Source organism: Exiguobacterium sp. UBA1053 (genome assembly GCF_002316465.1).
GTDB lineage: Bacteria > Bacillota > Bacilli > Exiguobacteriales > Exiguobacteriaceae > Exiguobacterium_A > Exiguobacterium_A abrahamii.
Genome location: NZ_DCDO01000007.1, coordinates 17,223 through 41,557, shown reverse-complemented (window position 1 = coordinate 41,557; position 24,335 = coordinate 17,223). Strand labels below are relative to the sequence as shown.

Below are 24,335 nucleotides of genomic sequence, written 5' to 3'. Positions count from 1 at the left end.
CTACCGGTGCGAAGCCGAAAACGAAGGCACAGCGCCCAGTACAAGAGAAACGAAAAGCCGCTCCAGTCAAGGAACAGCCCGTCGTGATCGAACCACTCGAAGAAGGACAAGATTTCTTGTCAGGTCGTAATCCGGTCCTAGAGGCATTGCGGAGTGGACGAGAGATGAACAAGCTGTTCTTGCAGGAAGGACAACAAAAAGGACCGCTCGCCGTCATCCATGCGATGGCGCAGGAAGCGGGCATTCAAATCCAGCTCGTCCCGCGTTCGCGGTTAACCGGTTTAGCTGGAACGGAAAATCACCAAGGTGTCGTCGCAGCGGTTGCTGCGTATGAATACGCCGAGATGGAAGACATCTTCGAGCTTGCACGTCAAAAGGATGAAACACCGCTCTTGATCATGCTTGATGAGCTCGAGGATCCACATAACCTCGGATCAATCTTGCGGACAGCAGATGCTGTCGGAGCACACGGAATCATCATTCCGAAGCGTCGCTCAGTCGGGTTGACGCAAGTCGTCGCCAAGGCATCAACGGGCGCGATCGAACATATCCCGGTCGTTCGTGTGACGAACCTCGCTCGGACGATGGAGGATTTAAAGAAACAAGGCATCTGGTTCGTCGGAACGGATGCACGTGAAAGTGACGACTACCGGACACTCGATGGTACGATGCCGCTCGGAATCGTCATTGGAAGTGAAGGAAAAGGAATGAGCCGGCTCGTCCGTGAGAAATGTGACTTCCTCGTCCACCTCCCGATGGCAGGACATGTCACGTCGCTCAACGCATCGGTCGCGGCTTCGCTATTATTATATGAAGTCTACCGGACTAGAAAGCCGTATGCGCGATGAAATATGATCGCCTCATCGTAGATGGCTACAATATCATTGGCGCATGGCCAGAATTTCGGACGTTGCGTGAGCAAGACTTTGAATTAGCACGGGAACGGTTGATTCATGCGATGGCGGAGTACCAAGCCGTCACAGGGATCAGCGTTACGATCGTCTTTGATGCCTATCTGCAACCAGGGCGTGAGTCTCGGATGCTAAAAAGCGGAATCGATATCGTCTATACACGAGAAAACGAGACGGCGGACGAGTGGATTGAGAAAACCGCCGCTGACTGGCTGCAGGATATCCGGGTCAAGCTGACGGTAGCGACGAACGACTACACGGAGCAATGGGTCATCTTCACGCTTGGAGCACTCCGTATATCAGCGCAGGAACTCCGGCGTGAGTGGAAAGCAGCAGTTGCCGTCATCAAGCAACAAACGACGTCTGCGAAGACGACGGCTCAACCGCGCTCGAAGATTGATTTACCGGAAGATGTCGTCGCGCGCCTCGAAGCGATTCGTCGACGAAAGAATTCAGATACATGATATGAACCATTCGTATGAGCAATCCGCCGTTCTCCTTCATTCGAGAGCGGTGGATTTTTTTGTAGAAAAGATACATTTTGGATACAACAAAAGAGGTCATGCCAATTTTCATTGTCGTGCGACAGGTAATTATTGTATAATTAAAAACAATTGAACTATTCGTCAATGATGCTTGGAGGGATACAGGATGAGTTTGGTTTCGTTCGACCAGTTTGAGTGCATGACCGATGAAGCGCTTGTAGAACAAGCGAAAGAGTTCGATAACAGCGATGCGCTCGAATTTTTGATCGAGCGGTATCGAAATTTCGTACGTGCCAAAGCCCGTTCTTACTTTTTGATCGGGGCAGACCGGGAAGACATCATTCAAGAAGGAATGATCGGTCTCTATAAGGCGGTACGGGATTACCGAACGGATAAGCTCGCCTCGTTTAAAGGATTTGCCGAATTATGCATCACGCGACAGATGATCACTGCGATCAAGACGGCGACACGTCAGAAACATATCCCGTTGAACTCGTACATCTCGCTCGATAAACCGATCTATGACGATGAATCGGAGCGGACGTTACTTGATATCATCACGTCGACAGCACCTTCTGATCCACAAATCCTGATCATCAACCGGGAAGAATACGCAGACATCGAATCGAAGATGGATGAGATTCTGAGCGACCTCGAACGCAAGGTCCTCGCGCTCTATCTCGACGGACGGACGTATCAGGAAATCTCTGACGACCTCGATCGTCACGTCAAATCGATCGACAATGCCTTGCAACGCGTCAAGCGCAAGCTTGAGCGTTATCTCGAAGCACGAAAGATGACGGTCTAACAGAGAGGTAGATTGACCGTAATCCCTTCCTATGCTACTGTATAACTAGCGCCTTACTAGCGAGACGCCGCTCATAGGCGTTTTTTTTTACGCTCTTTTTCGGAAGGAAAGTACCTTAACAGAAGAGAAGAGTGGCAAAGAAGGAGGACTTTGAGATGGCGAAGAAAGTAGGCCTTGCTTGTGATAATTGCGGTGCCCGCGACTATACGACGATGAAAAAAGAGGACGTCACTGTCCGCTTGGAATTGAAGAAATTCTGCCGTCGTTGTAACGCGCATACGATTCATAAAGAAGCGAAATAAGGCTTCATCTGTCCCGATTTATTACATCCTGGAGGGAAAGTACGATGAAATTTTTGCGTGACGTATGGAATGAATTGAAAAAGACGAGCTGGCCAAAACGGAAAGAGCTGACGAAATACACATTGACGGTCATCGGTATGGTGATCTTCATGGGTGTCTTCATCTTCGGCGTCGATTCAGGGCTTAGCGCATTGATGAGCTGGTTGATTAAGTAAAAAGAAGAGGTGGCCTACCATGGAGAAACAATGGTTTGTCGTCCAAACGTATTCCGGATTCGAAAACAACGTCAAGGCGAACCTTGAACGTCGGATTGAATCCATGAACATGGACGAAAAAATCTTCCGTGTACTCGTTCCGATTGAAACGGTACAAGAAGAAGTAACGAACAAAAAGGGAGAAACGAAAATCAAGGAACGTGAAGTCAAGATCTTCCCGGGGTATGTCCTCGTCGAGATGGTCATGACGGATGATTCTTGGTATGTCGTCCGGAATACTCCGAACGTCACGGGCTTCCTCGGATCAGTCGGCGGCGGTTCAAAACCGACACCGCTCCTTCCGGAAGAAGCAGAAAACATCCTTGGATCAATGGGTCTCGTCGATCTGAAGAGCCGTTACGACTTCTCACTCGGACAAATCGTCCGAATCAAAGAAGGAGCTTTCGAAAATCTCGAAGGTACGATCGAGGAGCTTGATACAGATGCTGAGAAAATGAAAGTCTCTGTTGATATGTTCGGTCGCGAAACGAAGGTCGAGCTTGATTTCGCACAGGTCGATAAAATCGATTAAGTTTCCTATTGCGAATGTTTTGTTTTAATGATACAATTTTTCGTGTTTGATGTTGTGCTTATTTCGATAAATAACTCGTCGAATAGAATGAGTGGGAGGACGCGCAACGTCCAATTAAACCACATTAAAGAATTAAGGAGGTGTGTCTCGTGGCGAAGAAGGTTATGAAACTCGTAAAACTTCAAATTCCTGCGGGCAAAGCAAACCCAGCTCCACCAGTTGGACCGGCACTCGGTCAAGCAGGTGTGAACATCATGGGCTTCTGTAAAGAGTTCAACGCTCGTACACAAGACCAAGCCGGCTTGATTATCCCTGTAGTCATCACGGTTTTTGAAGATCGTTCATTCACATTCATCACTAAAACTCCTCCAGCAGCAGTTCTCTTGAAGAAAGCAGCTGGAATTGAGAGTGGTTCAGGTGAACCGAACCGTAAGAAAGTAGCGACTGTCAAACGTGACAAAGTTCGTGAAATCGCTGAAACAAAAATGCCAGACCTTAACGCATCATCTGTTGAAACAGCAATGTTGATGGTTGAAGGTACTGCACGTTCTATGGGTATCGTAATCGAAGACTAATGTCTTTTTGATTACCATGAACAACGATGAGGGTCGCAGGCGGATAGTTTCTTGAAGCCTGCTACCCTTTCATTATGTGGGAGGATTTTCCGCACAACCACAAAGGAGGAACCTAAAATGGGTAAGAAGTACAAAGAAGCTGCTAAGCTTATCGATCGTACGGTTTCATACGAACTCGCAGAAGCTGTAGATTTGACTAAAAAATCTGCAACTGCGAAATTCGATGAGACTATCGAATTGGCTGTTCGTCTCGGAGTAGATCCGAAGAAAGCAGACCAACAAATCCGTGGAGCAGTCGTATTGCCACACGGTACTGGTAAAACACAAAAAGTTCTCGTCTTCGCGAAAGGTGAGAAATTAAAAGAAGCGGAAGCTGCTGGAGCAGATTACGCTGGTGATGCTGAGTACATCAACAAAATCCAACAAGGATGGTTCGACTTCGACGTTATCGTCGCGACACCAGACATGATGGGTGAAGTTGGTAAACTTGGTCGCGTTCTCGGACCAAAAGGTCTCATGCCAAACCCGAAAACAGGTACAGTTACATTTGACGTCACAAAAGCAATCAACGATATCAAAGCTGGTAAAGTTGAGTACCGTGTCGACAAATCAGGTAACATCCACGTTCCTGTCGGTAAAAAATCATTCGATAACGAGAAACTCGTTGATAACATCAACACAGTTATCGAAACTCTCGTAAAAGTTAAGCCTGCTACTGCTAAAGGTGTATACCTTAAGAACATCGCGATCGCTTCTACAATGGGTCCTGGTGTAAAAGTATCTTCAGCTGACTTCGCGAAATAATTTCGTCTAAAACGAACTTGACAACGTTCTAAGAACGCTGTTACAGTATAAAACGTTGATATATTTCGACATACCGTAGACAGAAGGTGCTCACATGGGCATAAATCCTTCCGAGGTGTTCTTGCTCAGAGAGCCTGTTTGTTCAGGTATCCTTTTTGACGATTACGCCTCCTCTGCTCTGCAGACGGAGGCTTTTTATTTGAAATCGAGCAGCCCCTCGCACCGGTACATTTCATCTACCAGGAGGTGCAACAGAAATGGCAAACGAAAAAGTTATCGCTGTCAAAGCGGATCTCGTATCTGAGATCGCTGAGAAACTCCAAGCGAGCGCAGGAACAGTTGTCGTCGACTACCGTGGTCTCACAGTAGAAGAAGTCACTGAACTTCGTAAACAACTCCGCGAAGCGGGCGTTGAATTCAAAGTTTACAAAAACGGTCTCCTCCGCCGCGCGGCAGTTCAAAGCAACCTCGAAGGTCTTGATGAAGTCTTCACAGGTCCTAGTGCGATCGCCTTCAGCAATGAAGACGTTATCGCGCCAGCTAAGATCTTGAACGACTTCGCTAAAACGCACAAGGCTCTCGAACTTAAAGGTGGTATCATCGAAGGCAAAGTCACTTCAGTAGAAGATGTCAAAGCCCTTGCGGAACTTCCATCACGCGAAGGTCTCCTTTCGATGCTCCTCAGCGTGCTTCAAGCGCCAATCCGTGGACTCGCGGTGGCAACGAACGCAATCGCAGAGCAAAAAGAAGAACAATCTGCTTAATTGCTGCTTAGCGGGATAGGCAACCAACACAATTTTCACACCCCAACGTGGGCTAAATCAAAGGAGGAAAACCATAATGGCTTTCAACAAAGAGCAATTTATCGAAGACCTCAAGGGCATGACTGTTCTTGAACTTAACGAACTCGTAAAAACAATCGAAGAAGAATTCGGCGTATCAGCAGCAGCTCCAGTAGCAGTTGCAGGTGCTGGCGCAGGCGCAGCAGCTGAAGAGCAAACTGAATTCGACGTTATCCTTACTAACGCTGGATCTGGTAAAATCAACGTCATCAAAGCAGTTCGCGAATTGACTGGTCTCGGTCTTAAAGAAGCGAAAGCTCTCGTAGACGGAACTCCAGCACCAGTTAAAGAAGGCGTTTCGAAAGAAGACGCTGAAGCAATGAAAGCTAAGCTTGAAGAAGCTGGCGCTACTGTAGAAGTTAAGTAATTTTCTTCTTCCGTAGAAACAAGAGAAGCTCGCATTGCGAGCTTCTTTTGTTTTCATCTTTTACATGAGAGGGGAAGGAAACATGGCGGATCATTATTATACGAATGACCCTTCATCGAAACGAGATCCGAAGACGTGGGAATATGTCCTGCGTGGTCAGACGCTCCGCTTTACATCGGACCATGGTGTCTTTTCGAAGAACGGAATCGATTTTGGTTCCCGTCTGTTGATTGAGGCATTCACGGAACCGCCTGTAGCGGGAGACATTTTGGATGTCGGTTGCGGATACGGACCGATGGGCATCGCGCTTTCGAAGTCGACGGGTCGTCCGGCGCACTTGATCGATGTCAATGAACGGGCGCTCGAACTAGCGGCAGACAATGCGCGCGCGAACGGTGTTTCCGTGACGACCGGTGTGAGTGACGGGTATGATGGGGTAGGCGAATCGACATTCGCAGCGATCGTGACGAATCCACCGATTCGGGCGGGAAAAACGGTCGTTCATCGTATTCTCCGGGAAGCGTATGATCACCTTGTCGTCGGCGGCGAGCTTTGGGTCGTCATTCAAAAGAAACAAGGTGGACCATCAGCGAAGAAATTGATGGAAGACGTATTCGGTATGTGTGAGACAGTTACCCGCGATAAAGGGTACTCGATATTTAAATCAATTCGGTCTTGACAAATCGAAGGATTTGTCGTTGACCGCATGTTGTGTCTATGATAGTATTATAAAATGCCATTGGAGTGATTTTTGGATAAGATGTTTGAAAGCAGCTGGCGTTCTCGACTACAGATGATTAAGTAGACAAGACGTCGCTTTTTTGCGCTTATCAATCAAAAAATGGCTTCAATGTTCGATATTACACCCGTCCTTCTCTATAAGAAGAAGTGGGTCTGAGAGGTGAATCAGTTGACTGGTCAACTTGTTCAGTACGGTCGTCACCGTCAGAGAAGAAGCTATGCACGTATCAGCGAAGTATTGGAACTTCCAAACTTAATCGAGATTCAAACGAATTCGTATGAGTGGTTCCTGCGGGAAGGTCTTCGTGAGATGTTTCATGACATTTCGCCGATTTCCGATTTCACAGGGAATCTCGTATTAGAATTCATCGACTACTCGCTCGGAGAGCCGAAGTATTCGATCGATGAATCGAAAGAGCGCGACGTGACCTATTCGGCACCACTACGCGTTAAAGTCCGTCTTCAAAATAAAGAGACGGGTGAATTGAAAGAACAAGAAGTCTTCATGGGTGACTTCCCGCTTATGACGGAGTCGGGAACATTCATCATCAATGGAGCGGAGCGCGTAATCGTTTCGCAGCTTGTTCGTTCGCCAAGTGTTTATTACAACAATAAGTTAGATAAGAACGGTAAGCGTGGATTCTCCGCGACAGTCATCCCAAACCGTGGTGCATGGCTCGAGCTCGAGACAGACGCGAAAGACATCGTTTATGTTCGCATTGATCGCACGCGTAAGATTCCAGTAACGGTTCTTTTACGTGCTCTTGGTTTCGGTACGGATCAGGAAATCATCGATCTTCTCGGTGATGATGAGTACCTCCGGAATTCACTTGAAAAAGATAATACGGAATCAACGGAAAAAGCCCTCATCGAGATTTATGAGCGTCTACGTCCGGGAGAGCCGCCGACAGTCGAAAACGCAAAAGCGTTGCTCGTGTCGCGCTTCTTTGACCCGAAACGTTATGATTTGGCAAACGTTGGTCGTTATAAAATCAATAAAAAGCTTCATCTTAAGAACCGTCTCTTCGGTCAAAAACTCGCGGAAACGCTTGTTGATCCTGAGACAGGTGAAGTCATCGCGGAAGCAGGAACGGTCCTTGATCGTCGTATGCTCGATAAAGTCCTTCCATTCCTCGAAGGATCCGTTGGTTACATCGAAGCGACGCCTACAGGCGGCGTGACGCAGGGTGAGGCTTTCAACTTACAGTCAATCAAGGTGTTCGCACCGGACGATGCTGAAGGTGAACGCATCATCAATATCATCGGTAACGGTAACATCGATCGTGACATCAAGCACATCACGCCTGCTGACATGATTGCTTCCATCAACTACTTCTTCAACTTGTTGCATGAAGTCGGTACGACAGACGATATCGACCACCTCGGTAACCGTCGTCTTCGTTCAGTCGGTGAGCTGCTCCAGAACCAATTCCGGATCGGTCTCTCACGGATGGAACGTGTCGTTAAGGAACGGATGTCGATTCAGGATCAGAATGCGATCACGCCACAGGCATTGATCAACATTCGTCCAGTTATCGCATCGATTAAAGAGTTCTTCGGTAGCTCGCAGTTGTCTCAGTTCATGGACCAAACGAACCCGCTTGCGGAATTGACGCACAAACGTCGTCTTTCAGCACTCGGACCTGGTGGTTTGACACGTGAGCGCGCTGGTTTCGAAGTTCGTGACGTACACTACTCGCACTATTCCCGTATGTGTCCGATCGAAACGCCAGAGGGACCAAACATCGGTTTGATCAACTCGTTGTCTTCGTACGCGAAGGTCAATGAGTACGGCTTCATCGAAGCGCCATATCGTCGTGTCGATCCGGAAACGGGCGTTGTCACGGATGAAATCCACTACATGACTGCTGACGAAGAGGATCTCTACGTCGTCGCACAGGCAAACATGTTGTTGACGGAAGAGAAGACGTTTAAAGATTCACACGTCCTTTCACGTTTCCGTGGACAAAACTTGTCTGTCGAACCAGCACGTGTCGATTACATGGACGTTTCACCGAAGCAGGTTGTATCTGCCGCAACGGCTTGTATCCCGTTCCTTGAGAACGATGACTCGAACCGTGCCCTCATGGGAGCGAACATGCAACGTCAGGCCGTCCCACTTCTGAACCCGGAATCTCCGATTGTCGGTACAGGAATGGAGTACGTGTCTGCGAAAGACTCAGGAGCCGCTGTCGTTGCGAAGCACGCAGGGATCGCTGAGCGTGTCACGGCGCGTGAAATCCTTGTCCGTCGTACGACGGAAGTCGATGGCAACATCGTTGAAGGGGAACTCGACCGTTACAAGATTCAAAAATTCATCCGTTCTAACCAAGGAACGTGTTATAACCAAAAACCAATCATCAAAGCAGGCGACCCAGTCGATAAAGGCGAGATCCTTGCAGATGGTCCATCGATGGACGGTGGGGAACTTGCGCTTGGTCGCAACGTACTCGTCGGTTTCATGACATGGGATGGTTACAACTATGAGGATGCTGTCATCATGAGTGAGCGTCTTGTCAAAGACGACGTCTACACATCGATTCACATCGAAGAATACGAATGTGAGTCGCGTGATACGAAACTCGGACCGGAAGAAATCACACGTGATATTCCGAACGTCGGTGATGATGCCTTGAAAAACCTCGACGATCGCGGAATCATCCGCGTCGGTGCGGAAGTCAAGGACGGCGATATCCTCGTCGGTAAAGTTACGCCGAAGGGTGTAACGGAATTGACAGCGGAAGAACGTCTTCTTCATGCAATCTTCGGTGAAAAAGCACGTGAAGTCCGTGATACATCTCTCCGTGTACCACACGGTGGTGATGGAATCATCCTCGACGTCAAAATCTTCGACCGCGATAATGGGGACGAGCTCTCACCTGGTGTCAACCAGTTGATCCGTGCTTACATCGTTCAGAAGCGTAAGATTCACGAGGGTGACAAAATGGCGGGTCGTCACGGTAACAAAGGTGTTATCTCGCGTATCCTTCCAGAAGAAGACATGCCGTACATGCCAGACGGTACGCCAATTGACATCATGTTGAACCCACTGGGGGTTCCATCACGGATGAACATCGGGCAGTTGCTCGAGCTTCACCTCGGGATGGCAGCACGTCAACTCGGCATCAAAGTCGCATCACCGGTATTCGATGGTGCGCGTGAGGAAGATGTTTGGGCAACGATTGAAGAAGCAGGTATGGATCGCGACGCGAAGACTGTCCTTTATGATGGTCGTTCGGGTGAAGCATTCGATAACCGCATCTCTGTCGGTGTTATGTATATGATTAAACTTGCTCACATGGTCGATGATAAACTTCACGCACGTTCGACAGGACCATACTCACTCGTCACACAACAACCGCTCGGTGGTAAAGCCCAGTTCGGTGGTCAGCGTTTCGGTGAGATGGAAGTATGGGCACTTGAAGCATACGGCGCAGCCTACACGCTCCAAGAGATCCTTACAATCAAGTCGGATGACACGATCGGTCGTGTTAAAGCGTACGAAGCAATCGTCAAAGGTGAGAATGTACCACAACCGGGCGTACCGGAATCGTTCCGAGTCCTCATTAAAGAGCTTCAATCTCTCGGTATGGACGTCAAGATGATGTCTGCTGATGATGAAGAAATCGAAATGCGCGACGAAGACGAGGACAATATCCCGAACGCGACTCCAGCACTCGAAGAAGTTCAAGCGCCTGTCGCACCAGTTGTTACTGAAGAGGAATAAGCGAAAGGGAGGTCCACCCCTTGGTAGATGTTAATAGATTTGAATATATGCAAATCGGCCTCGCTTCCCCCGAAAAGATCCGTTCATGGTCTTTCGGGGAAGTGAAAAAGCCGGAGACGATCAACTATCGTACACTCAAACCGGAGAAAGACGGTTTGTTCTGTGAACGTATCTTTGGTCCAACAAAAGACTGGGAATGTTACTGTGGTAAATACAAACGGATCCGCTATAAAGGAATCATTTGTGACCGCTGTGGCGTTGAAGTCACGAAGTCGAAAGTCCGTCGTGAGCGCATGGGTCACATCGAGCTCGCAGCACCGGTTTCGCACATCTGGTACTTCAAAGGAATTCCTAGCCGTATGGGACTCGTCCTCGACATGTCACCGCGTGCGTTAGAAGAGATCATCTACTTCGCGTCGTACGTCGTCACAGATCCAGGCGAATCGACACTTGAGAAGAAACAACTCCTTTCAGAGAAAGAATACCGTGCATATCGTGAGAAGTTCGGTCGTTCGTTCACTGCTGAAATGGGTGCGGAAGCAGTTCGTAAATTGCTCCGTGACGTGGAACTCGATAAAGAAGTCGCTGCATTACGTGAAGAGCTTCGTATGATTCAAGGACAACGTCGTACGCGTGCGATCAAACGCCTTGAAGTCCTCGATGCGTTCCGTAACTCAGGCAACAATCCAGAATGGATGGTGCTTGAAGTACTTCCAGTCATCCCACCGGAACTTCGTCCGATGGTTCAACTCGATGGTGGACGTTTCGCAACGTCTGACTTGAACGACTTGTACCGCCGCGTCATCAACCGTAACAACCGTCTCAAGCGTCTTCTTGACCTTGGCGCTCCGAACATCATCGTTCAGAATGAAAAACGGATGCTTCAAGAAGCAGTCGATGCTTTGATCGATAACGGTCGTCGTGGTCGTCCAGTCACTGGACCAGGTAACCGTCCACTTAAATCACTTTCACACATGTTGAAAGGGAAACAAGGACGTTTCCGTCAAAACTTGCTCGGTAAACGTGTCGACTACTCTGGTCGTTCGGTTATCGTCGTTGGTCCAAACCTGAAGATGTATCAATGTGGTCTTCCAAAAGAAATGGCCCTTGAGCTCTTCAAACCGTTCGTCATGAAAGAACTCGTCTCTCGTGGCATCGCACCGAACATTAAGAGTGCGAAACGGAAAATCGAGCGCGTTCAACCTGAAATCTGGGATGTCCTCGAAGAAGTCATCCGTGAGCATCCGGTTCTCTTGAACCGTGCACCGACACTTCACCGTCTCGGTATCCAGGCATTCGAACCAACGCTCGTCGAAGGACGCGCGATTCGCCTTCACCCACTCGTATGTACGGCGTACAACGCCGATTTCGATGGTGACCAAATGGCGGTTCACGTACCACTTTCGGCAGAAGCACAAGCAGAAGCGCGTCTTCTCATGCTCGCTGCACAAAACATCTTGAACCCGAAAGACGGTAAACCTGTTGTTACACCATCGCAGGATATGGTCCTCGGTAACTACTACCTCACGCTCGAGCGCGAAAACGCGATCGGCGAAGGTAAAATCTTCTCGACAGTGAACGAAGCGCTCATCGCTTACCAAAATGGTTATGCGCACTTCCATACACGTGTTGCGATTCCAGCCGGCGTTCTGAAAAACCCGACATTCACGGAAGAGCAAAACGAGAAATTATTGATTACAACAGTCGGTAAGTTGATCTTCAACGAGATCCTCCCAACGACGTTCCCTTACTTGAACGAACCAACGATGACGAACCTTCAAGAAGCGACGCCAGACAAGTACTTCCTTGAAAAAGGGACAGATGTCGCGGCAGAACTGAAGAACCGTCCGATCATCGACCCGTTCAAAAAAGGATTCCTTGGAAATGTCATCGCGGAAGTCTTCAAACGGTTTGAGACGACAGAAACAAGCCGCATGCTCGACCGCATGAAAAACCTCGGATTCAAACACTCGACTCGTGCCGGTATCACGGTAGGGATCGCGGACATCATCGTTCTTCCGGATAAACAAGAGATTCTTGTTGAAGCCCAGGACAATGTCGACCGCGTCATGAAATCGTACCGTCGTGGTCTCATCACAGAAGACGAGCGCTATGAGCGCGTCGTTAAATCGTGGAATGATGCGAAGGATGAAATTCAGTCTCGTCTGATGAAATCCCTCAACCGTCTCAACCCGATCTTCATGATGAGTGACTCCGGTGCCCGTGGTAACGCGTCGAACTTCACGCAGCTCGCTGGTATGCGTGGACTCATGGCCGCTCCAAGTGGACGGATCATCGAGCTCCCGATCAAATCATCGTTCCGTGAGGGTCTAACGGTACAGGAATACTTCATCTCGACACACGGTGCGCGTAAAGGTCTTGCCGATACAGCCTTGAAAACGGCTGACTCAGGTTACCTGACTCGTCGTCTCGTTGACGTCGCTCAAGACGTCATCATCCGTGAAGATGATTGTGGAACGGATCGTGGTATCCGCGTCACAGCACTCCGTGAAGGAACGGAAGAGATCGAAAGCCTTTACGACCGCCTCGTCGGCCGTACTGCATTCGAAAACGTCGTTCACCCTGAAACAGGAGAAGTCCTCGTTTCAACGAACGAACTCATCGATGAAGACATCGCGCGTGTCATCACTGACGCAGGTGTCGACAACGTTGAGATCCGTACTGCCTTCACTTGTAACACAAGCCATGGTGTCTGTAAGAAATGTTACGGACGCAACTTGGCAACAGGCAACGACGTCGAAGTCGGCGAAGCTGTCGGTATCATCGCGGCACAATCAATCGGTGAGCCAGGAACGCAGCTTACGATGCGTACCTTCCACACAGGTGGTGTTGCCGGGGACGATATCACACAAGGTCTTCCGCGTATCCAAGAGTTGTTCGAAGCGCGTAACCCGAAAGGTCAAGCGGTCATCTCGGAAATCGATGGTCAAGTCATCGATTTCACGGAATCGCGTGACAAACGTGAATTGACGGTCCAAGGACTCAGCGAAACACGCACATACACGATCCCATTCGGTTCGCGTCTACGTGTTCAGCTTGGGGACGAGGTCAAAGCCGGTCAAGTCTTCACGGAAGGTTCGATCGATCCGAAAGAACTCTTGAACGTTAAAGGTGTATCCGGCGTTCAGAACTACTTGCTTCAAGAAGTTCAAAAAGTATACCGGATGCAAGGGGTTGAGATCGGTGACAAACACGTCGAGGTCATGGTTCGCCAAATGATCCGTCGCGTACGTGTCATCGAGTCTGGTGAGACTTCACTCTTACCAGGTTCGCTCGTCGATATCAGCACGTTCAAGGAAGCTTGTAAAGAAGCGCTCCGTAACGGGAAAGCTCTCGCTTCGGCGAAACCAGTTCTTCTCGGTATCACGAAAGCGTCACTCGAAACAGATTCATTCCTATCGGCTGCGTCGTTCCAAGAAACGACTCGTGTCCTTACGGATGCAGCGATTAAAGGGAAGAGCGACTACCTTCGCGGCTTGAAAGAGAACGTCATCATCGGTAAGTTGGTTCCAGCTGGTACTGGGATGTCACGTTACCGTCAGATCGATCTCGAAGTAGCTGGCGAAGCACCTGTAGAAGCCGATTCTCCGGTAGAATAAAACGCCTTGACACGCCGGTATGGCGGTGCTACTATGATATAGTGTTGCCAACCGGCTGTGTTATTTTGGAGGATATCTTCATGTCTTACAAAAAAGTAGTCGGCGCAGATTTGAAGTTTGTCGGTCAAAAGCAAACGCTCAAAGCATTGCGATCTGGCAAGGCGTCGGAAGTGATCATTGCGGATGACGCAGATGAACACGTAAAACAAGCATTGCTCGATGCGGCGAAACAAGCTAACGTTCCAGTCGTGAATGTTCCTTCTAAGCAAGAGCTTGGAAAAGCTTGTGGAATCGATGTCGCAGCAACAGCTGTTGCCATTAAGAAAGTTTGATAATGCGTTTTGTGTGGCGATGGAATGCCTGAGCCACGCAAAACGTTTCATTATGACTTTCGATGAACCACCCGGCTCGGTGGTTTTGAAATTTGTCATGAATTCAGGAAGGGAGGATCTCAAAGATGCCTACTATCAACCAATTAGTCCGTAAAGGACGTCAATCAAAAGTTGTGAAATCAGATTCGCCAGCGCTGAACAAAGGGTACAACAGCTTCATTAAAGCTCGTACTGACATCAGCTCACCACAAAAACGTGGTGTTTGTACTCGTGTAGGTACAATGACTCCGAAGAAACCGAACTCGGCTCTTCGTAAATACGCACGTGTACGTTTGACGAACACAATGGAAGTAACAGCTTACATCCCAGGTATCGGCCACAACCTTCAAGAGCACAGTGTTGTTCTTATCCGCGGCGGCCGTGTAAAAGACTTACCAGGGGTACGTTACCACATCGTTCGTGGTGCGCTTGATACAGCTGGTGTTGACGGCCGTATGCAAGGTCGTTCGAAATACGGTACTAAACGTCCTAAAGTTAAAAAATAATCTAGATATCTTAAGATATCACCTCACTATATGAAAGGAGGGACTCGGAATGCCACGTAAAGGTCAAGCAGAACGTCGTGATGTAATGGCTGATCCGATCTACAACTCTAAACTCGTTACCCGCCTTATCAACCGTCTTATGTTAGATGGTAAAAAAGGTACTGCTCAACAAATCTTATACAAAGCTTTCGAAACTATCGCTGAACGTTCAGGTCGCGATGCAATGGAAGTCTTTGAAGAAGCGATGAACAACATCATGCCAGTTCTTGAAGTTAAAGCACGCCGTGTAGGTGGAGCTAACTATCAAGTTCCTGTCGAAGTTCGCCCAGAGCGTCGTACGACACTTGCACTTCGTTACCTCGTGAACTACTCACGTCTCCGTAACGAAAAAACTATGGATGCGCGCCTTGCTAACGAAATCATGGACGCTGCAAACAACACTGGTGCTTCTGTTAAGAAGCGCGAAGATATGCACAAAATGGCGGAAGCGAACAAAGCGTTTGCTCACTACCGCTGGTAATTCCGAAAATCACCACCTCATGCATGCCATTTTTAATGGAATTATGAGGTGGCTTTCGGGTATAGTCATGACGTGTGGCAACACACGACCACTAAACTAAAATGCGAAAGGAGAATGTTTAAAGATGGCAAGAGAATTCTCCCTTAAGAACACTCGTAACATCGGGATCATGGCTCACATCGATGCTGGTAAAACAACAACGACTGAGCGTATCCTGTATTACACGGGTCGTATCCACAAGATTGGTGAAACGCACGAAGGTGCTTCACAAATGGACTGGATGGAGCAAGAGCAAGAGCGTGGGATCACGATTACATCGGCAGCAACAACTGCTCAATGGAAAGGTAACCGCGTAAACATCATCGATACACCTGGACACGTAGACTTCACAGTTGAGGTTGAACGTTCACTTCGCGTACTTGATGGTGCGGTAGCAGTACTTGACGCTCAGTCTGGTGTCGAGCCACAAACTGAGACAGTATGGCGCCAAGCTACAACTTACGGCGTACCACGTATCGTTTTCGTTAACAAAATGGATAAAATCGGTGCAGACTTCTTGTACTCGGTCGGAACGCTTCGCGAACGCCTCCAAGCGAACGCACACGCGATCCAACTTCCAATCGGTGCGGAAGATGAATTCAAAGGAATCATCGACCTCGTCGAACAGAAAACATATATGTACGGTAACGATCTCGGAACTGACATCGAAGTGACTGACGGTTTCCCAGCTGATCTTGCTGATCAAGCTGAAGAACTCCGTGGATCATTGATCGAAGCAGTTGCGGATTATGAAGAAGAATTGATGATGAAATACCTCGAGGGTGAAGAAATCACAATCGACGAGTTGAAAGCGGCTATCCGTAAAGCAACTCTGACAGTTGACTTCTATCCTGTACTCGTAGGTTCGGCATTCAAGAACAAAGGTGTTCAGCTTATGCTTGACGCAGTTCTCGATTACCTCCCATCACCAATCGACGTAAAAGCGATCTCAGGTATCGACATGGATACGGATGAAGAAATCGTACGTGAGTCTTCGGACGACGCACCATTCTCTGCACTCGCGTTCAAAGTCATGACTGACCCTTACGTCGGTAAACTTACATTCTTCCGTGTGTACTCTGGTACAGCTTCGGCAGGATCGTACGTTAAAAACTCAACAAAAGGCAAACGTGAGCGTCTTGGACGTATCCTTCAAATGCACGCAAACAGCCGTGAAGAGATCCCGATGGTATACGCGGGTGACATCGCTGCAGCTGTAGGTTTGAAAGATACAACTACTGGAGATACGCTTTGTGCAGAGAAAGACAACGTCGTTCTCGAATCAATGACATTCCCAGAACCAGTTATCTCGGTCGCTATCGAACCAAAAACGAAAGCTGACCAAGATAAAATGGGTCAAGCCCTCGCTAAGCTTGCTGAAGAGGATCCAACGTTCCGCACTGAAACAAACCCAGAGACTGGTCAAACGATCATCTCAGGTATGGGTGAGCTTCACCTCGACATCATCGTTGACCGTATGCGTCGCGAGTTCAAAGTCGAAGCAAACGTTGGTGCTCCACAAGTAGCTTACCGTGAAACGATCCGCCAAGCGGCGAAGATCGATTCGAAGTTCGCTCGTCAATCTGGTGGTCGTGGTCAGTATGGTCACGTCGTCGTAGAATTCGAGCCGAACGAAGAAGGCGCTGGCTTCGAGTTCAACAACAAAATCGTCGGTGGTGTCGTTCCACGTGAATACATCCCAGCGGTTGAGAACGGAATCGAAGAAGCACTTCAAAACGGTATCCTTGCTGGTTACCCGGTCGTTGACGTAAAAGCTTCACTCGTCTTCGGATCGTACCACGATGTCGACTCAAACGAGATGGCATTTAAAGTTGCGGCTTCAATGGCAGTCAAACAACTTAAAGATAAGAGCGGCGCTGTTATCCTTGAGCCAATGATGAAAGTTGAAATCGTCATCCCAGACGAATACATGGGAGACATCATGGGTGATGTTACATCACGCCGTGGTCGCGTAGAAGGTATGGAAGCACGCGGTAACGCTCAAGTTGTCCGTTCAATGATTCCACTTTCTGAAATGTTCGGATACGCTACTGGTCTTCGTTCACGCACACAAGGTCGCGGAACGTACTCGATGCACTTCGATCACTACGAAGAAGTACCGAAATCAGTTGCGGAAGAAATCATCAAAAAAGCGAACGGCTAATCCTTCACAGGTTGTCACGCTTTTATGATTAGTGTAAGCTAAGGAAGGTGTACGTTATCTTACGACTCACCTTCCTAGTTATAAAAAATTATTAGACACATAGAGGAGGAATTCAGAATGGGTAAGGAAAAATTCGACCGTTCTAAACCGCACGTTAACGTTGGTACAATCGGCCACGTCGACCACGGTAAAACAACTTTAACAGCAGCTATCTCAGCTGTACTTGCAAAAGCACAAGGTAAAGCTGCAACTAAGTTTGACCAAATCGATGGTGCTCCAGAAGAGCGCGAGCGCGGTATCACAATCGCAACAGCTCACATCGAGTACGAAACAGAAAAACGCCACTATGCACACGTTGACTGCCCAGGTCACGCTGACTATGTTAAAAACATGATCACTGGTGCTGCACAAATGGACGGCGCGATCCTCGTTGTTTCTGCAACAGATGGTCCAATGCCACAAACACGTGAGCACATCTTGCTTTCACGTCAAGTAGGTGTTCCTTTCATCGTAGTATTCATGAACAAAGTTGACATGGTTGACGACGAAGAGCTTCTTGAGCTCGTCGAAATGGAAATCCGTGAGCTTCTTTCTGAGTACGACTTCCCAGGTGATGACCTCCCAGTTATCCAAGGTTCTGCTCTTGGCGCGCTTAACGGCGAAGCTAAATGGGAAGAAAAAATTCTTGAACTCATGGCAGCTGTCGATGAGTACATCCCAGAACCAACTCGTGACACTGAAAAAGACTTCATGATGCCAGTTGAGGATGTCTTCTCAATCACTGGTCGTGGTACAGTTGCTACTGGCCGCGTTGAGCGTGGAGTTCTTAAAGTCAACGACGAGATCGAAATCGTTGGTCTTCACGAAGAAACTAAAAAATCAGTATGTACTGGTGTAGAGATGTTCCGTAAGCTTCTTGACTATGCTGAAGCTGGCGACAACATCGGTGCTCTTCTCCGTGGTGTATCACGTGACGACATCGAGCGTGGACAAGTTCTCGCGAAACCAAACACAATCACACCACACAAAAAGTTCAAAGCGCAAGTTTACGTTCTTTCTAAAGAAGAGGGTGGCCGTCACACGCCATTCTTCGCGAACTACCGCCCGCAGTTCTACTTCCGTACAACTGACGTAACTGGTATGGTTCAACTTCCAGAAGGTACTGAAATGGTTATGCCTGGGGACAACATCGAAATGACTGTTGAACTCATCGCACCAATCGCTCTTGAAAAAGAAACTCGTTTCTCAATCCGTGAAGGTGGCCGTACAGTAGGCGCTGGATCAGTTACAGAAATCGTTGAGTAATTTTTAAGACAAAGGTCTTCCGTCTCCCGTGGCGGAAGACCTTTTTTCATTTCTTTGAAAACAGTCTTGCAACATGGTCTGACATCTTATATACTGAGGAAAGTGTTTGTGCGAGTGGTGAGAGACTTGAATACATATTCTATTTTATTAGTGCTTGCATTCTTGCTGGTGATTCAGTATGATAGAATATGTTGGTCACAAACACAACGCGATGAAGCGGGAGGTTATGACACACCAGGCGGCATTGCCATGGCTAGTGTGGAAATTTCCGCGGAGAATGTCTATTTACGAAATAGGCGAAAAGGAGGGAAATAACATGGCAAATGAAAAAATTCGGATCCGTTTGAAAGCATACGATCACCGCGTGCTTGATCAATCGGCTGAGAAGATTGTCGACACAGCAAAACGTTCAGGTGCTACTGTATCTGGTCCGATCCCACTCCCAACGGAGAAAGCGGTCTACACAGTACTTCGTGCCGTTCACAAGTACAAAGATGCTCGTGAGCAGTTCGAAATGCGTACACACAAACGTTTGATCGACATCGTTAACCCAACACCGAAAACTGTTGATGCGCTTATGCGTCTCGAACTTCCATCGGGCGTTGACATCGAAATCAAACTTTAATTTTTCTTCTATAGATAGTTGATACTAGCCAGAAGATCAAAATCATTCAATATTAGGAGGTGTATCTCATGGCTAAAGGAATCTTAGGAACTAAACTCGGTATGACACAAATCTTCAACGAGTCAGGCGAAGTCGTCCCTGTTACTGTCGTTTCAGTCGAAGGTAACGTTGTTCTTCAATTGAAAACAACGGAAGTTGACGGTTACGAAGCAGTTCAACTCGGCTTTGGTGATATCAAAGAAGGTCGTCAAAACAAACCGCAAAAAGGTCACGCTGCGAAAGCAAACGCGACACCTAAGCGCTTCATTAAAGAAATCCGTACATCAGTAGCAGATTTCGAAATCGGTCAAGAGATTAAAGCAGATACTTTCGCTGCAGGCGAAATGGTTGATGTAACAGGTACGTCGAAAGGTAAAGGTTTCGCTGGTGCAATCAAGCGTCACAACCAATCACGTGGTCCAATGGCTCACGGTTCGCGTTACCACCGTCGCCCAGGTTCAATGGGTCCTGTTGCTCCTAACCGTGTATTCAAAGGGAAATTGCTCCCTGGACGCATGGGTGGAGAGCAAATCACTGTTCAAAACCTTGAAATCGTAAAAGTTGATGCAGAACGCGGCTTACTCCTCGTCAAGGGTGCTATCCCAGGCGCACGTAAGAGCCAAGTTGTCATCAAAACTGCGGTTAAAGGCAACTAATCCGTTTGCAAGGAAAGGAGGAATAACGAATGCCTAAAGTAGCTTTGCTTAACCAAACAGGTACACAAGTTGGAGACATCGAGCTCGCAGATGCCGTTTTCGGAATCGAGCCAAATGAAGCAGTCGTATACGATGCAATCGTCATGCAACAAGCTTCACGTCGCCAAGGTACACATGATACAAAAGGTCGCTCGGAAGTTCGCGGTGGCGGCCGTAAACCATGGAAACAAAAAGGTACTGGTCGTGCACGCCAAGGTTCGATCCGTTCGCCACAATGGGTTGGCGGTGGAACAGTCTTCGGTCCAACACCACGTTCGTACGCTTACAAACTTCCTAAAAAGGTTCGTCGTCTCGCACTTCGTTCAGCACTTTCTTCGAAAGTCGCTAACAACGAGTTCATCGTTCTTGAAGGATTGACAATCGATGCTCCTAAAACTAAGGACATGATCGCAGTATTCGCTGCTCTTTCAATCGAACGTAAAGTTCTCGTCGTTACTGCTGATTACAACGAGTCAGTCGTTCTTTCAACACGCAACATCCCAGGTGTCACAGTCGTTGACGCTGCAGGTGTAAACGTCCTTGATCTTGTCGCTCATGACAAAGTCATCATTACGAAGGACGCTGTTGCGAGAGTAGAGGAGGTGCTTGCATAATGGCACACACACACGACATTATCAAACGTCCTGTCATTACTGAACGTTCAGTAAACCAAATGGCTGAGAAAAAGTACACATTCGAAGTAGACGTGAAGGCATCTAAGACTCAAATCAAAGATGCAGTTGAAGCGATCTTCGGAGTGAAAGTTGACAAAGTCAACACATTGATCTCAAAACCAAAAGCAAAACGCGTAGGTCGTCACGCTGGTTACACAGCACGCCGCAAAAAAGCGGTCGTCACGCTTACTGCAGATAGCAAAGAACTCGATTACCTCGGTTAATCGGAACTCTGTAGAAAAGGAGGGAACTCTCGATGGGAATTAAAAAGTTTAAACCGACCACTAACGGTCGTCGTAATATGACTGCACTTGACTTTGCTGAGATTACGGCTTCACGTCCTGAAAAATCGTTAACTGAAAAGCTTTCGAAAAAGGGCGGACGTAACAACCAAGGTCGCTTGACAGTACGTCACCAAGGTGGCGGACACAAACGTAAATATCGTATCATCGACTTCAAACGGAACAAGGATGGCATCGCTGGTCGTGTCGCTACAATTGAGTACGATCCAAACCGCTCTGCTAACATCGCATTGATCCACTACATCGATGGTGAAAAACGCTACATCCTCGCACCGAAAGGCTTGAAAGTAGACATGCAAGTCATGGCTGGACCAGAAGCTGACATTAAAGTCGGTAATGCTCTTCCACTTTCAAACATCCCAGTCGGTACGTTGATCCACAACATCGAACTTAAGCCAGGTAAAGGTGGTCAGCTCGTTCGCGCAGCTGGTACTTCTGCTCAGCTTCTCGGTAAAGATGGTAAATACGCAATCGTTCGTCTTCAATCAGGCGAAACTCGTATGATCCTTGCTACTTGCCGTGCAACAGTCGGCGCTGTCGGTAATGAAGAGCACGAGCTCGTCAATATCGGTAAAGCTGGTCGTTCACGCTGGCTCGGAAAACGTCCTACAGTTCGTGGTTCTGTCATGAACCCAGTCGATCACCCACACGGTGGTGGTGAAGGACGTGCTCCAATCGGTCGTTCGGGCCCACTTACTCCTTGGGGTAAACCGGCACTCGGATACAAAACTCGTAAGAAAAACAAAGCGAGCGATAAATATATCGTCCGTCGTTCTAAAAAATAATTACATGATTTCTGGACGGTTCGTAGGAACCGTTCCTGAATCATGCCAAAGGGAGGTACAACTATGGGTCGCAGCTTGAAAAAAGGTCCATTCGCAGATCACCATCTGCTCGCTAAGGTTGATAAAGCCAACGAAGCTGGTGACAAACATGTCATCAAAACTTGGTCACGCCGCTCGACAATCTTCCCAGAGTTCATCGGTCACACGATCGCTGTCTACGATGGTCGTAAACACGTACCGGTTTACGTGACAGAAGATATGGTCGGTCACAAACTTGGTGAATTCGCTCCAACACGTTCTTACAAAGGACATGCTGGAAACGATAAGAAAACGAAACGTTAATCTGAGGGGAGGTACTCATTATGCAATCAAAAGCATCGGCTAATATGGTTCGCATTGCTCCTCGTAAGGCACGTCTCGTAGTAGACTTAATCCGCGGGAAGCAAATCGGCGAAGCACTTTCGATTCTTGCTTACACGAACAAGGCAGCAACGCCAATCGTTGAGAAAGTATTGAAATCGGCAATCGCGAACGCTGAGCACAACTTCGACATGAACATCGAAAACCTCGTAGTCACTGAGGCTTACGTAAACGAAGGTCCAACGCTCAAACGTTTCCGCCCACGTGCAATGGGTCGCGCAAGCCGCATCAACAAACGTACGAGCCACGTTCACATCGTGGTATCTGAAAAATAAGGAGGGATTACCGTGGGTCAGAAGATTAACCCAACTGGTCTTCGCGTAGGTATCATCAAAGACTGGGAATCACGTTGGTTCGCAGATAAAGACTATGCTGATCTCCTTCATGAAGACTACGTAGTTCGTGAATATATCGAAAAACGTCTTAAAGACGCTAGTGTCTCTAAAGTAGAAATCGAGCGCGCAGCTAACCGCTTGAACATCTCACTTCACACTGCTAAGCCTGGTATGGTTATCGGTAAAGGCGGTTCTGAAATCGAAACACTTCGTAAAGACATCACTAACCTTGCAAAAGGCAAACGCGTTCACGTTAACGTCGTTGAAGTGAAAAACCCGGATGCAGTTGCTAAGCTCGTCGCTGAGAACATCGCTCGCCAACTTGAAGGTCGCGTATCGTTCCGTCGTGCTATGAAGCAATCAATCCAACGCTCAATGCGTTCTGGTATCAAAGGAATCAAGACTGAAGTTTCTGGTCGTCTTGGTGGCGCTGATATCGCTCGTTCTGAGAAGTATTCGGAAGGAACAGTTCCACTTCATACACTCCGTGCAGACATCGATTACGGTACTGCAGAAGCTGATACAACTTACGGCAAAATTGGCGTAAAAGTATGGCTCCACCACGGTGAAGTGCTTCCTACGAAAAAAGCAGCAGCAAACGAAGAATAATCCACATCCGTCTAGGGAAGGAGGCAACACAACATGTTGTTACCAAAACGTGTAAAATATCGTCGTGTTCACCGCGGCAACATGCGTGGTAAAGCGAAACGTGGTACTACAGTACACTTCGGCGAGTTCGGTATCCAAGCTCAAGAAGCTAGCTGGATCACTAGCCGTCAAATCGAATCAGCGCGTATCGCGATGACTCGTTATATGAAACGTGGTGGTAAAGTGTGGATCAAGATCTTCCCACACAAGCCATACACTAAAAAACCTCTTGAAGTCCGAATGGGTTCAGGTAAAGGTGCTCCGGAGGGCTGGGTAGCAGTCGTCAAACCGGGTAAAGTAATGTTCGAAATCGCAGGAGTATCGGAAGAGATCGCACGCGAAGCTCTCCGTCTTGCATCACACAAACTTCCAGTAAAATGTAAGTTCGTAAAACGTGAAGAAAATGGTGGTGATACGAATGAAAGCAACTGATCTCCGTCAGCAAACAACTGAAGAGCTTAACGGTAAAGTCGGTTCGTGGAAAGAAGAGTTGTTCAACCTTCGTTTCCAACTCGCGACTGGTCAGCTTGAGAACCCTGCTCGTATCCGTGAAGTGCGCAAGTCGATTGCACGCGCGAAAACCGTTCTTCGTGAACGCGAACTCGGCATCAACAACGCATAATTCACTCGGATTCTGAGAGGAGGAACACTCAATGGAACGCACTAACAACCGCAAAGTGTTAACTGGACGCGTCGTTTCTGACAAAATGGACAAAACGATCGTAGTTACAGTTGAAACAAAAGTAAAGCACAAGCTTTACGGCAAACGCGTAAACTACTCTAAAAAGTACAAAGCGCATGATGAAAACAACACAGCTAAAATCGGTGATGTTGTACGCATTCAAGAAACACGTCCATTATCTAAGGACAAACGTTTCCGTCTCGTAGAAGTCATTGAAGAAGCAGTAATCATCTAAACTCTAATTAGTTCGGGTGAAT

General features: G+C 47.9%; 29 protein-coding genes and 1 other annotated feature. All 29 genes read left to right on the top strand.

Features of this window, described 5'->3' with window-relative positions:
* Nucleotides 1-83: 83 nt before the first annotated feature.
* A complete protein-coding gene (gene rlmB / locus B3G15_RS06445) occupies nt 84-848 on the top strand; it encodes a 23S rRNA (guanosine(2251)-2'-O)-methyltransferase RlmB (protein ID WP_035399377.1) in 765 nt (254 codons plus the stop codon).
* Nucleotides 845-1,375: an NYN domain-containing protein gene (locus B3G15_RS06440; RefSeq protein WP_050677145.1), complete on the top strand. Its 531-nt coding sequence runs from the start codon at nt 845-847 to the stop codon at nt 1,373-1,375. Before rlmB ends, B3G15_RS06440 begins: the two co-directional genes overlap by 4 nt.
* Before the next feature lie 187 nt (nt 1,376-1,562).
* The gene (sigH, locus tag B3G15_RS06435) at nt 1,563-2,204 is read left to right on the top strand and encodes an RNA polymerase sporulation sigma factor SigH (protein ID WP_029343084.1); all 642 of its coding nucleotides are present in this window, start codon (nt 1,563-1,565) and stop codon (nt 2,202-2,204) included.
* A 155-nt stretch (nt 2,205-2,359) separates the two neighbouring features.
* A complete protein-coding gene (gene rpmG / locus B3G15_RS06430) occupies nt 2,360-2,506 on the top strand; it encodes a 50S ribosomal protein L33 (RefSeq protein WP_023466603.1) in 147 nt (48 codons plus the stop codon).
* Nucleotides 2,507-2,550: 44 nt separating this feature from the next.
* Entirely contained in the window at nt 2,551-2,721 is a 171-nt protein-coding gene (gene secE, locus B3G15_RS06425) for a preprotein translocase subunit SecE (RefSeq protein ID WP_023466605.1), read from the top strand.
* Between the two features lie 19 nt (nt 2,722-2,740).
* The gene (nusG, locus tag B3G15_RS06420) at nt 2,741-3,292 is read left to right on the top strand and encodes a transcription termination/antitermination protein NusG (RefSeq protein WP_023466607.1); all 552 of its coding nucleotides are present in this window, start codon (nt 2,741-2,743) and stop codon (nt 3,290-3,292) included.
* Between the two features lie 149 nt (nt 3,293-3,441).
* Entirely contained in the window at nt 3,442-3,867 is a 426-nt protein-coding gene (rplK, locus tag B3G15_RS06415) for a 50S ribosomal protein L11 (protein WP_023466609.1), read from the top strand.
* A gap of 117 nt (nt 3,868-3,984) precedes the next feature.
* Nucleotides 3,985-4,671, top strand: coding sequence for a 50S ribosomal protein L1 (rplA, locus tag B3G15_RS06410; protein WP_064300983.1), 687 nt, complete (start codon nt 3,985-3,987; stop codon nt 4,669-4,671).
* Between the two features lie 55 nt (nt 4,672-4,726).
* Nucleotides 4,727-4,878 (top strand) — a sequence feature (ribosomal protein L10 leader region).
* 50 nt (nt 4,879-4,928) lie between these two features.
* The gene (rplJ, locus tag B3G15_RS06405; protein ID WP_023466611.1) at nt 4,929-5,435 is read left to right on the top strand and encodes a 50S ribosomal protein L10; all 507 of its coding nucleotides are present in this window, start codon (nt 4,929-4,931) and stop codon (nt 5,433-5,435) included.
* A gap of 76 nt (nt 5,436-5,511) precedes the next feature.
* Nucleotides 5,512-5,880 (top strand): 50S ribosomal protein L7/L12, encoded by a 369-nt coding sequence (gene rplL / locus B3G15_RS06400; RefSeq protein WP_023466613.1) that lies wholly within the window; start codon nt 5,512-5,514, stop codon nt 5,878-5,880.
* Nucleotides 5,881-5,962: 82 nt separating this feature from the next.
* On the top strand, nt 5,963-6,559 hold the full coding sequence (locus tag B3G15_RS06395; RefSeq protein WP_290719243.1) for a class I SAM-dependent methyltransferase: 597 nt from the start codon (nt 5,963-5,965) through the stop codon (nt 6,557-6,559).
* A gap of 231 nt (nt 6,560-6,790) precedes the next feature.
* On the top strand, nt 6,791-10,348 hold the full coding sequence (rpoB, locus tag B3G15_RS06390; protein ID WP_064300988.1) for a DNA-directed RNA polymerase subunit beta: 3,558 nt from the start codon (nt 6,791-6,793) through the stop codon (nt 10,346-10,348).
* A gap of 20 nt (nt 10,349-10,368) precedes the next feature.
* Nucleotides 10,369-13,968 (top strand): DNA-directed RNA polymerase subunit beta', encoded by a 3,600-nt coding sequence (rpoC, locus tag B3G15_RS06385; RefSeq protein ID WP_035413153.1) that lies wholly within the window; start codon nt 10,369-10,371, stop codon nt 13,966-13,968.
* An 80-nt stretch (nt 13,969-14,048) separates the two neighbouring features.
* Entirely contained in the window at nt 14,049-14,300 is a 252-nt protein-coding gene (locus tag B3G15_RS06380) for a ribosomal L7Ae/L30e/S12e/Gadd45 family protein (protein WP_023466620.1), read from the top strand.
* Nucleotides 14,301-14,425: 125 nt separating this feature from the next.
* Nucleotides 14,426-14,845, top strand: a complete 420-nt coding sequence (rpsL, locus tag B3G15_RS06375; protein ID WP_023466621.1) for a 30S ribosomal protein S12 — start codon at nt 14,426-14,428, stop codon at nt 14,843-14,845.
* Between the two features lie 49 nt (nt 14,846-14,894).
* Nucleotides 14,895-15,365, top strand: a complete 471-nt coding sequence (gene rpsG / locus B3G15_RS06370; RefSeq protein WP_023466623.1) for a 30S ribosomal protein S7 — start codon at nt 14,895-14,897, stop codon at nt 15,363-15,365.
* 124 nt (nt 15,366-15,489) lie between these two features.
* Complete coding sequence (fusA, locus tag B3G15_RS06365; RefSeq protein ID WP_195866121.1) at nt 15,490-17,568, top strand: elongation factor G; 2,079 nt, start codon at nt 15,490-15,492, stop codon at nt 17,566-17,568.
* A gap of 117 nt (nt 17,569-17,685) precedes the next feature.
* Nucleotides 17,686-18,873, top strand: a complete 1,188-nt coding sequence (gene tuf / locus B3G15_RS06360; RefSeq protein ID WP_195866122.1) for an elongation factor Tu — start codon at nt 17,686-17,688, stop codon at nt 18,871-18,873.
* Nucleotides 18,874-19,189: 316 nt separating this feature from the next.
* Nucleotides 19,190-19,498 carry a 30S ribosomal protein S10 gene (gene rpsJ, locus B3G15_RS06355; RefSeq protein WP_029343090.1) on the top strand — a complete coding sequence of 103 codons (309 nt, stop codon included), beginning with the start codon at nt 19,190-19,192 and terminating at the stop codon, nt 19,496-19,498.
* 68 nt (nt 19,499-19,566) lie between these two features.
* Nucleotides 19,567-20,193 carry a 50S ribosomal protein L3 gene (gene rplC, locus B3G15_RS06350; RefSeq protein WP_023466629.1) on the top strand — a complete coding sequence of 209 codons (627 nt, stop codon included), beginning with the start codon at nt 19,567-19,569 and terminating at the stop codon, nt 20,191-20,193.
* A 29-nt stretch (nt 20,194-20,222) separates the two neighbouring features.
* Complete coding sequence (rplD, locus tag B3G15_RS06345) at nt 20,223-20,846, top strand: 50S ribosomal protein L4 (protein WP_023466630.1); 624 nt, start codon at nt 20,223-20,225, stop codon at nt 20,844-20,846.
* Complete coding sequence (rplW, locus tag B3G15_RS06340; RefSeq protein ID WP_023466631.1) at nt 20,846-21,130, top strand: 50S ribosomal protein L23; 285 nt, start codon at nt 20,846-20,848, stop codon at nt 21,128-21,130. The genes rplD and rplW overlap by 1 nt, the downstream gene beginning before the upstream one ends.
* Nucleotides 21,131-21,162: 32 nt before the next feature.
* Nucleotides 21,163-21,993 carry a 50S ribosomal protein L2 gene (gene rplB, locus B3G15_RS06335; RefSeq protein ID WP_023466632.1) on the top strand — a complete coding sequence of 277 codons (831 nt, stop codon included), beginning with the start codon at nt 21,163-21,165 and terminating at the stop codon, nt 21,991-21,993.
* Nucleotides 21,994-22,056: 63 nt separating this feature from the next.
* Nucleotides 22,057-22,335 carry a 30S ribosomal protein S19 gene (gene rpsS, locus B3G15_RS06330; RefSeq protein ID WP_012369013.1) on the top strand — a complete coding sequence of 93 codons (279 nt, stop codon included), beginning with the start codon at nt 22,057-22,059 and terminating at the stop codon, nt 22,333-22,335.
* Between the two features lie 20 nt (nt 22,336-22,355).
* Nucleotides 22,356-22,688: a 50S ribosomal protein L22 gene (gene rplV, locus B3G15_RS06325; RefSeq protein ID WP_012369014.1), complete on the top strand. Its 333-nt coding sequence runs from the start codon at nt 22,356-22,358 to the stop codon at nt 22,686-22,688.
* A gap of 12 nt (nt 22,689-22,700) precedes the next feature.
* Complete coding sequence (rpsC, locus tag B3G15_RS06320; RefSeq protein ID WP_023466633.1) at nt 22,701-23,357, top strand: 30S ribosomal protein S3; 657 nt, start codon at nt 22,701-22,703, stop codon at nt 23,355-23,357.
* Nucleotides 23,358-23,390: 33 nt separating this feature from the next.
* Nucleotides 23,391-23,828: a 50S ribosomal protein L16 gene (gene rplP / locus B3G15_RS06315; RefSeq protein ID WP_012369016.1), complete on the top strand. Its 438-nt coding sequence runs from the start codon at nt 23,391-23,393 to the stop codon at nt 23,826-23,828.
* Entirely contained in the window at nt 23,815-24,018 is a 204-nt protein-coding gene (gene rpmC, locus B3G15_RS06310; RefSeq protein ID WP_012369017.1) for a 50S ribosomal protein L29, read from the top strand. The genes rplP and rpmC overlap by 14 nt, the downstream gene beginning before the upstream one ends.
* 31 nt (nt 24,019-24,049) lie before the next feature.
* The gene (gene rpsQ, locus B3G15_RS06305; protein ID WP_023466634.1) at nt 24,050-24,313 is read left to right on the top strand and encodes a 30S ribosomal protein S17; all 264 of its coding nucleotides are present in this window, start codon (nt 24,050-24,052) and stop codon (nt 24,311-24,313) included.
* Nucleotides 24,314-24,335: the final 22 nt, after the last annotated feature.

What these genes read in the sequence shown, in the direction of transcription:
- B3G15_RS06440 (WP_050677145.1), top strand. Translation starts at nt 845, where the DNA reads ATGAAATATGATCGCCTCATCGTAGATGGCTACAATATCATTGGCGCA.
- sigH (WP_029343084.1), top strand. Translation starts at nt 1,563, where the DNA reads ATGAGTTTGGTTTCGTTCGACCAGTTTGAGTGCATGACCGATGAAGCG.
- rpmG (WP_023466603.1), top strand. Translation starts at nt 2,360, where the DNA reads ATGGCGAAGAAAGTAGGCCTTGCTTGTGATAATTGCGGTGCCCGCGAC.
- secE (WP_023466605.1), top strand. Translation starts at nt 2,551, where the DNA reads ATGAAATTTTTGCGTGACGTATGGAATGAATTGAAAAAGACGAGCTGG.
- nusG (WP_023466607.1), top strand. Translation starts at nt 2,741, where the DNA reads ATGGAGAAACAATGGTTTGTCGTCCAAACGTATTCCGGATTCGAAAAC.
- rplA (WP_064300983.1), top strand. Translation starts at nt 3,985, where the DNA reads ATGGGTAAGAAGTACAAAGAAGCTGCTAAGCTTATCGATCGTACGGTT.
- rplJ (WP_023466611.1), top strand. Translation starts at nt 4,929, where the DNA reads ATGGCAAACGAAAAAGTTATCGCTGTCAAAGCGGATCTCGTATCTGAG.
- rplL (WP_023466613.1), top strand. Translation starts at nt 5,512, where the DNA reads ATGGCTTTCAACAAAGAGCAATTTATCGAAGACCTCAAGGGCATGACT.
- B3G15_RS06395 (WP_290719243.1), top strand. Translation starts at nt 5,963, where the DNA reads ATGGCGGATCATTATTATACGAATGACCCTTCATCGAAACGAGATCCG.
- B3G15_RS06380 (WP_023466620.1), top strand. Translation starts at nt 14,049, where the DNA reads ATGTCTTACAAAAAAGTAGTCGGCGCAGATTTGAAGTTTGTCGGTCAA.
- rpsL (WP_023466621.1), top strand. Translation starts at nt 14,426, where the DNA reads ATGCCTACTATCAACCAATTAGTCCGTAAAGGACGTCAATCAAAAGTT.
- rpsG (WP_023466623.1), top strand. Translation starts at nt 14,895, where the DNA reads ATGCCACGTAAAGGTCAAGCAGAACGTCGTGATGTAATGGCTGATCCG.
- fusA (WP_195866121.1), top strand. Translation starts at nt 15,490, where the DNA reads ATGGCAAGAGAATTCTCCCTTAAGAACACTCGTAACATCGGGATCATG.
- tuf (WP_195866122.1), top strand. Translation starts at nt 17,686, where the DNA reads ATGGGTAAGGAAAAATTCGACCGTTCTAAACCGCACGTTAACGTTGGT.
- rpsJ (WP_029343090.1), top strand. Translation starts at nt 19,190, where the DNA reads ATGGCAAATGAAAAAATTCGGATCCGTTTGAAAGCATACGATCACCGC.
- rplC (WP_023466629.1), top strand. Translation starts at nt 19,567, where the DNA reads ATGGCTAAAGGAATCTTAGGAACTAAACTCGGTATGACACAAATCTTC.
- rplD (WP_023466630.1), top strand. Translation starts at nt 20,223, where the DNA reads ATGCCTAAAGTAGCTTTGCTTAACCAAACAGGTACACAAGTTGGAGAC.
- rplW (WP_023466631.1), top strand. Translation starts at nt 20,846, where the DNA reads ATGGCACACACACACGACATTATCAAACGTCCTGTCATTACTGAACGT.
- rplB (WP_023466632.1), top strand. Translation starts at nt 21,163, where the DNA reads ATGGGAATTAAAAAGTTTAAACCGACCACTAACGGTCGTCGTAATATG.
- rpsS (WP_012369013.1), top strand. Translation starts at nt 22,057, where the DNA reads ATGGGTCGCAGCTTGAAAAAAGGTCCATTCGCAGATCACCATCTGCTC.
- rplV (WP_012369014.1), top strand. Translation starts at nt 22,356, where the DNA reads ATGCAATCAAAAGCATCGGCTAATATGGTTCGCATTGCTCCTCGTAAG.
- rplP (WP_012369016.1), top strand. Translation starts at nt 23,391, where the DNA reads ATGTTGTTACCAAAACGTGTAAAATATCGTCGTGTTCACCGCGGCAAC.
- rpmC (WP_012369017.1), top strand. Translation starts at nt 23,815, where the DNA reads ATGAAAGCAACTGATCTCCGTCAGCAAACAACTGAAGAGCTTAACGGT.
- rpsQ (WP_023466634.1), top strand. Translation starts at nt 24,050, where the DNA reads ATGGAACGCACTAACAACCGCAAAGTGTTAACTGGACGCGTCGTTTCT.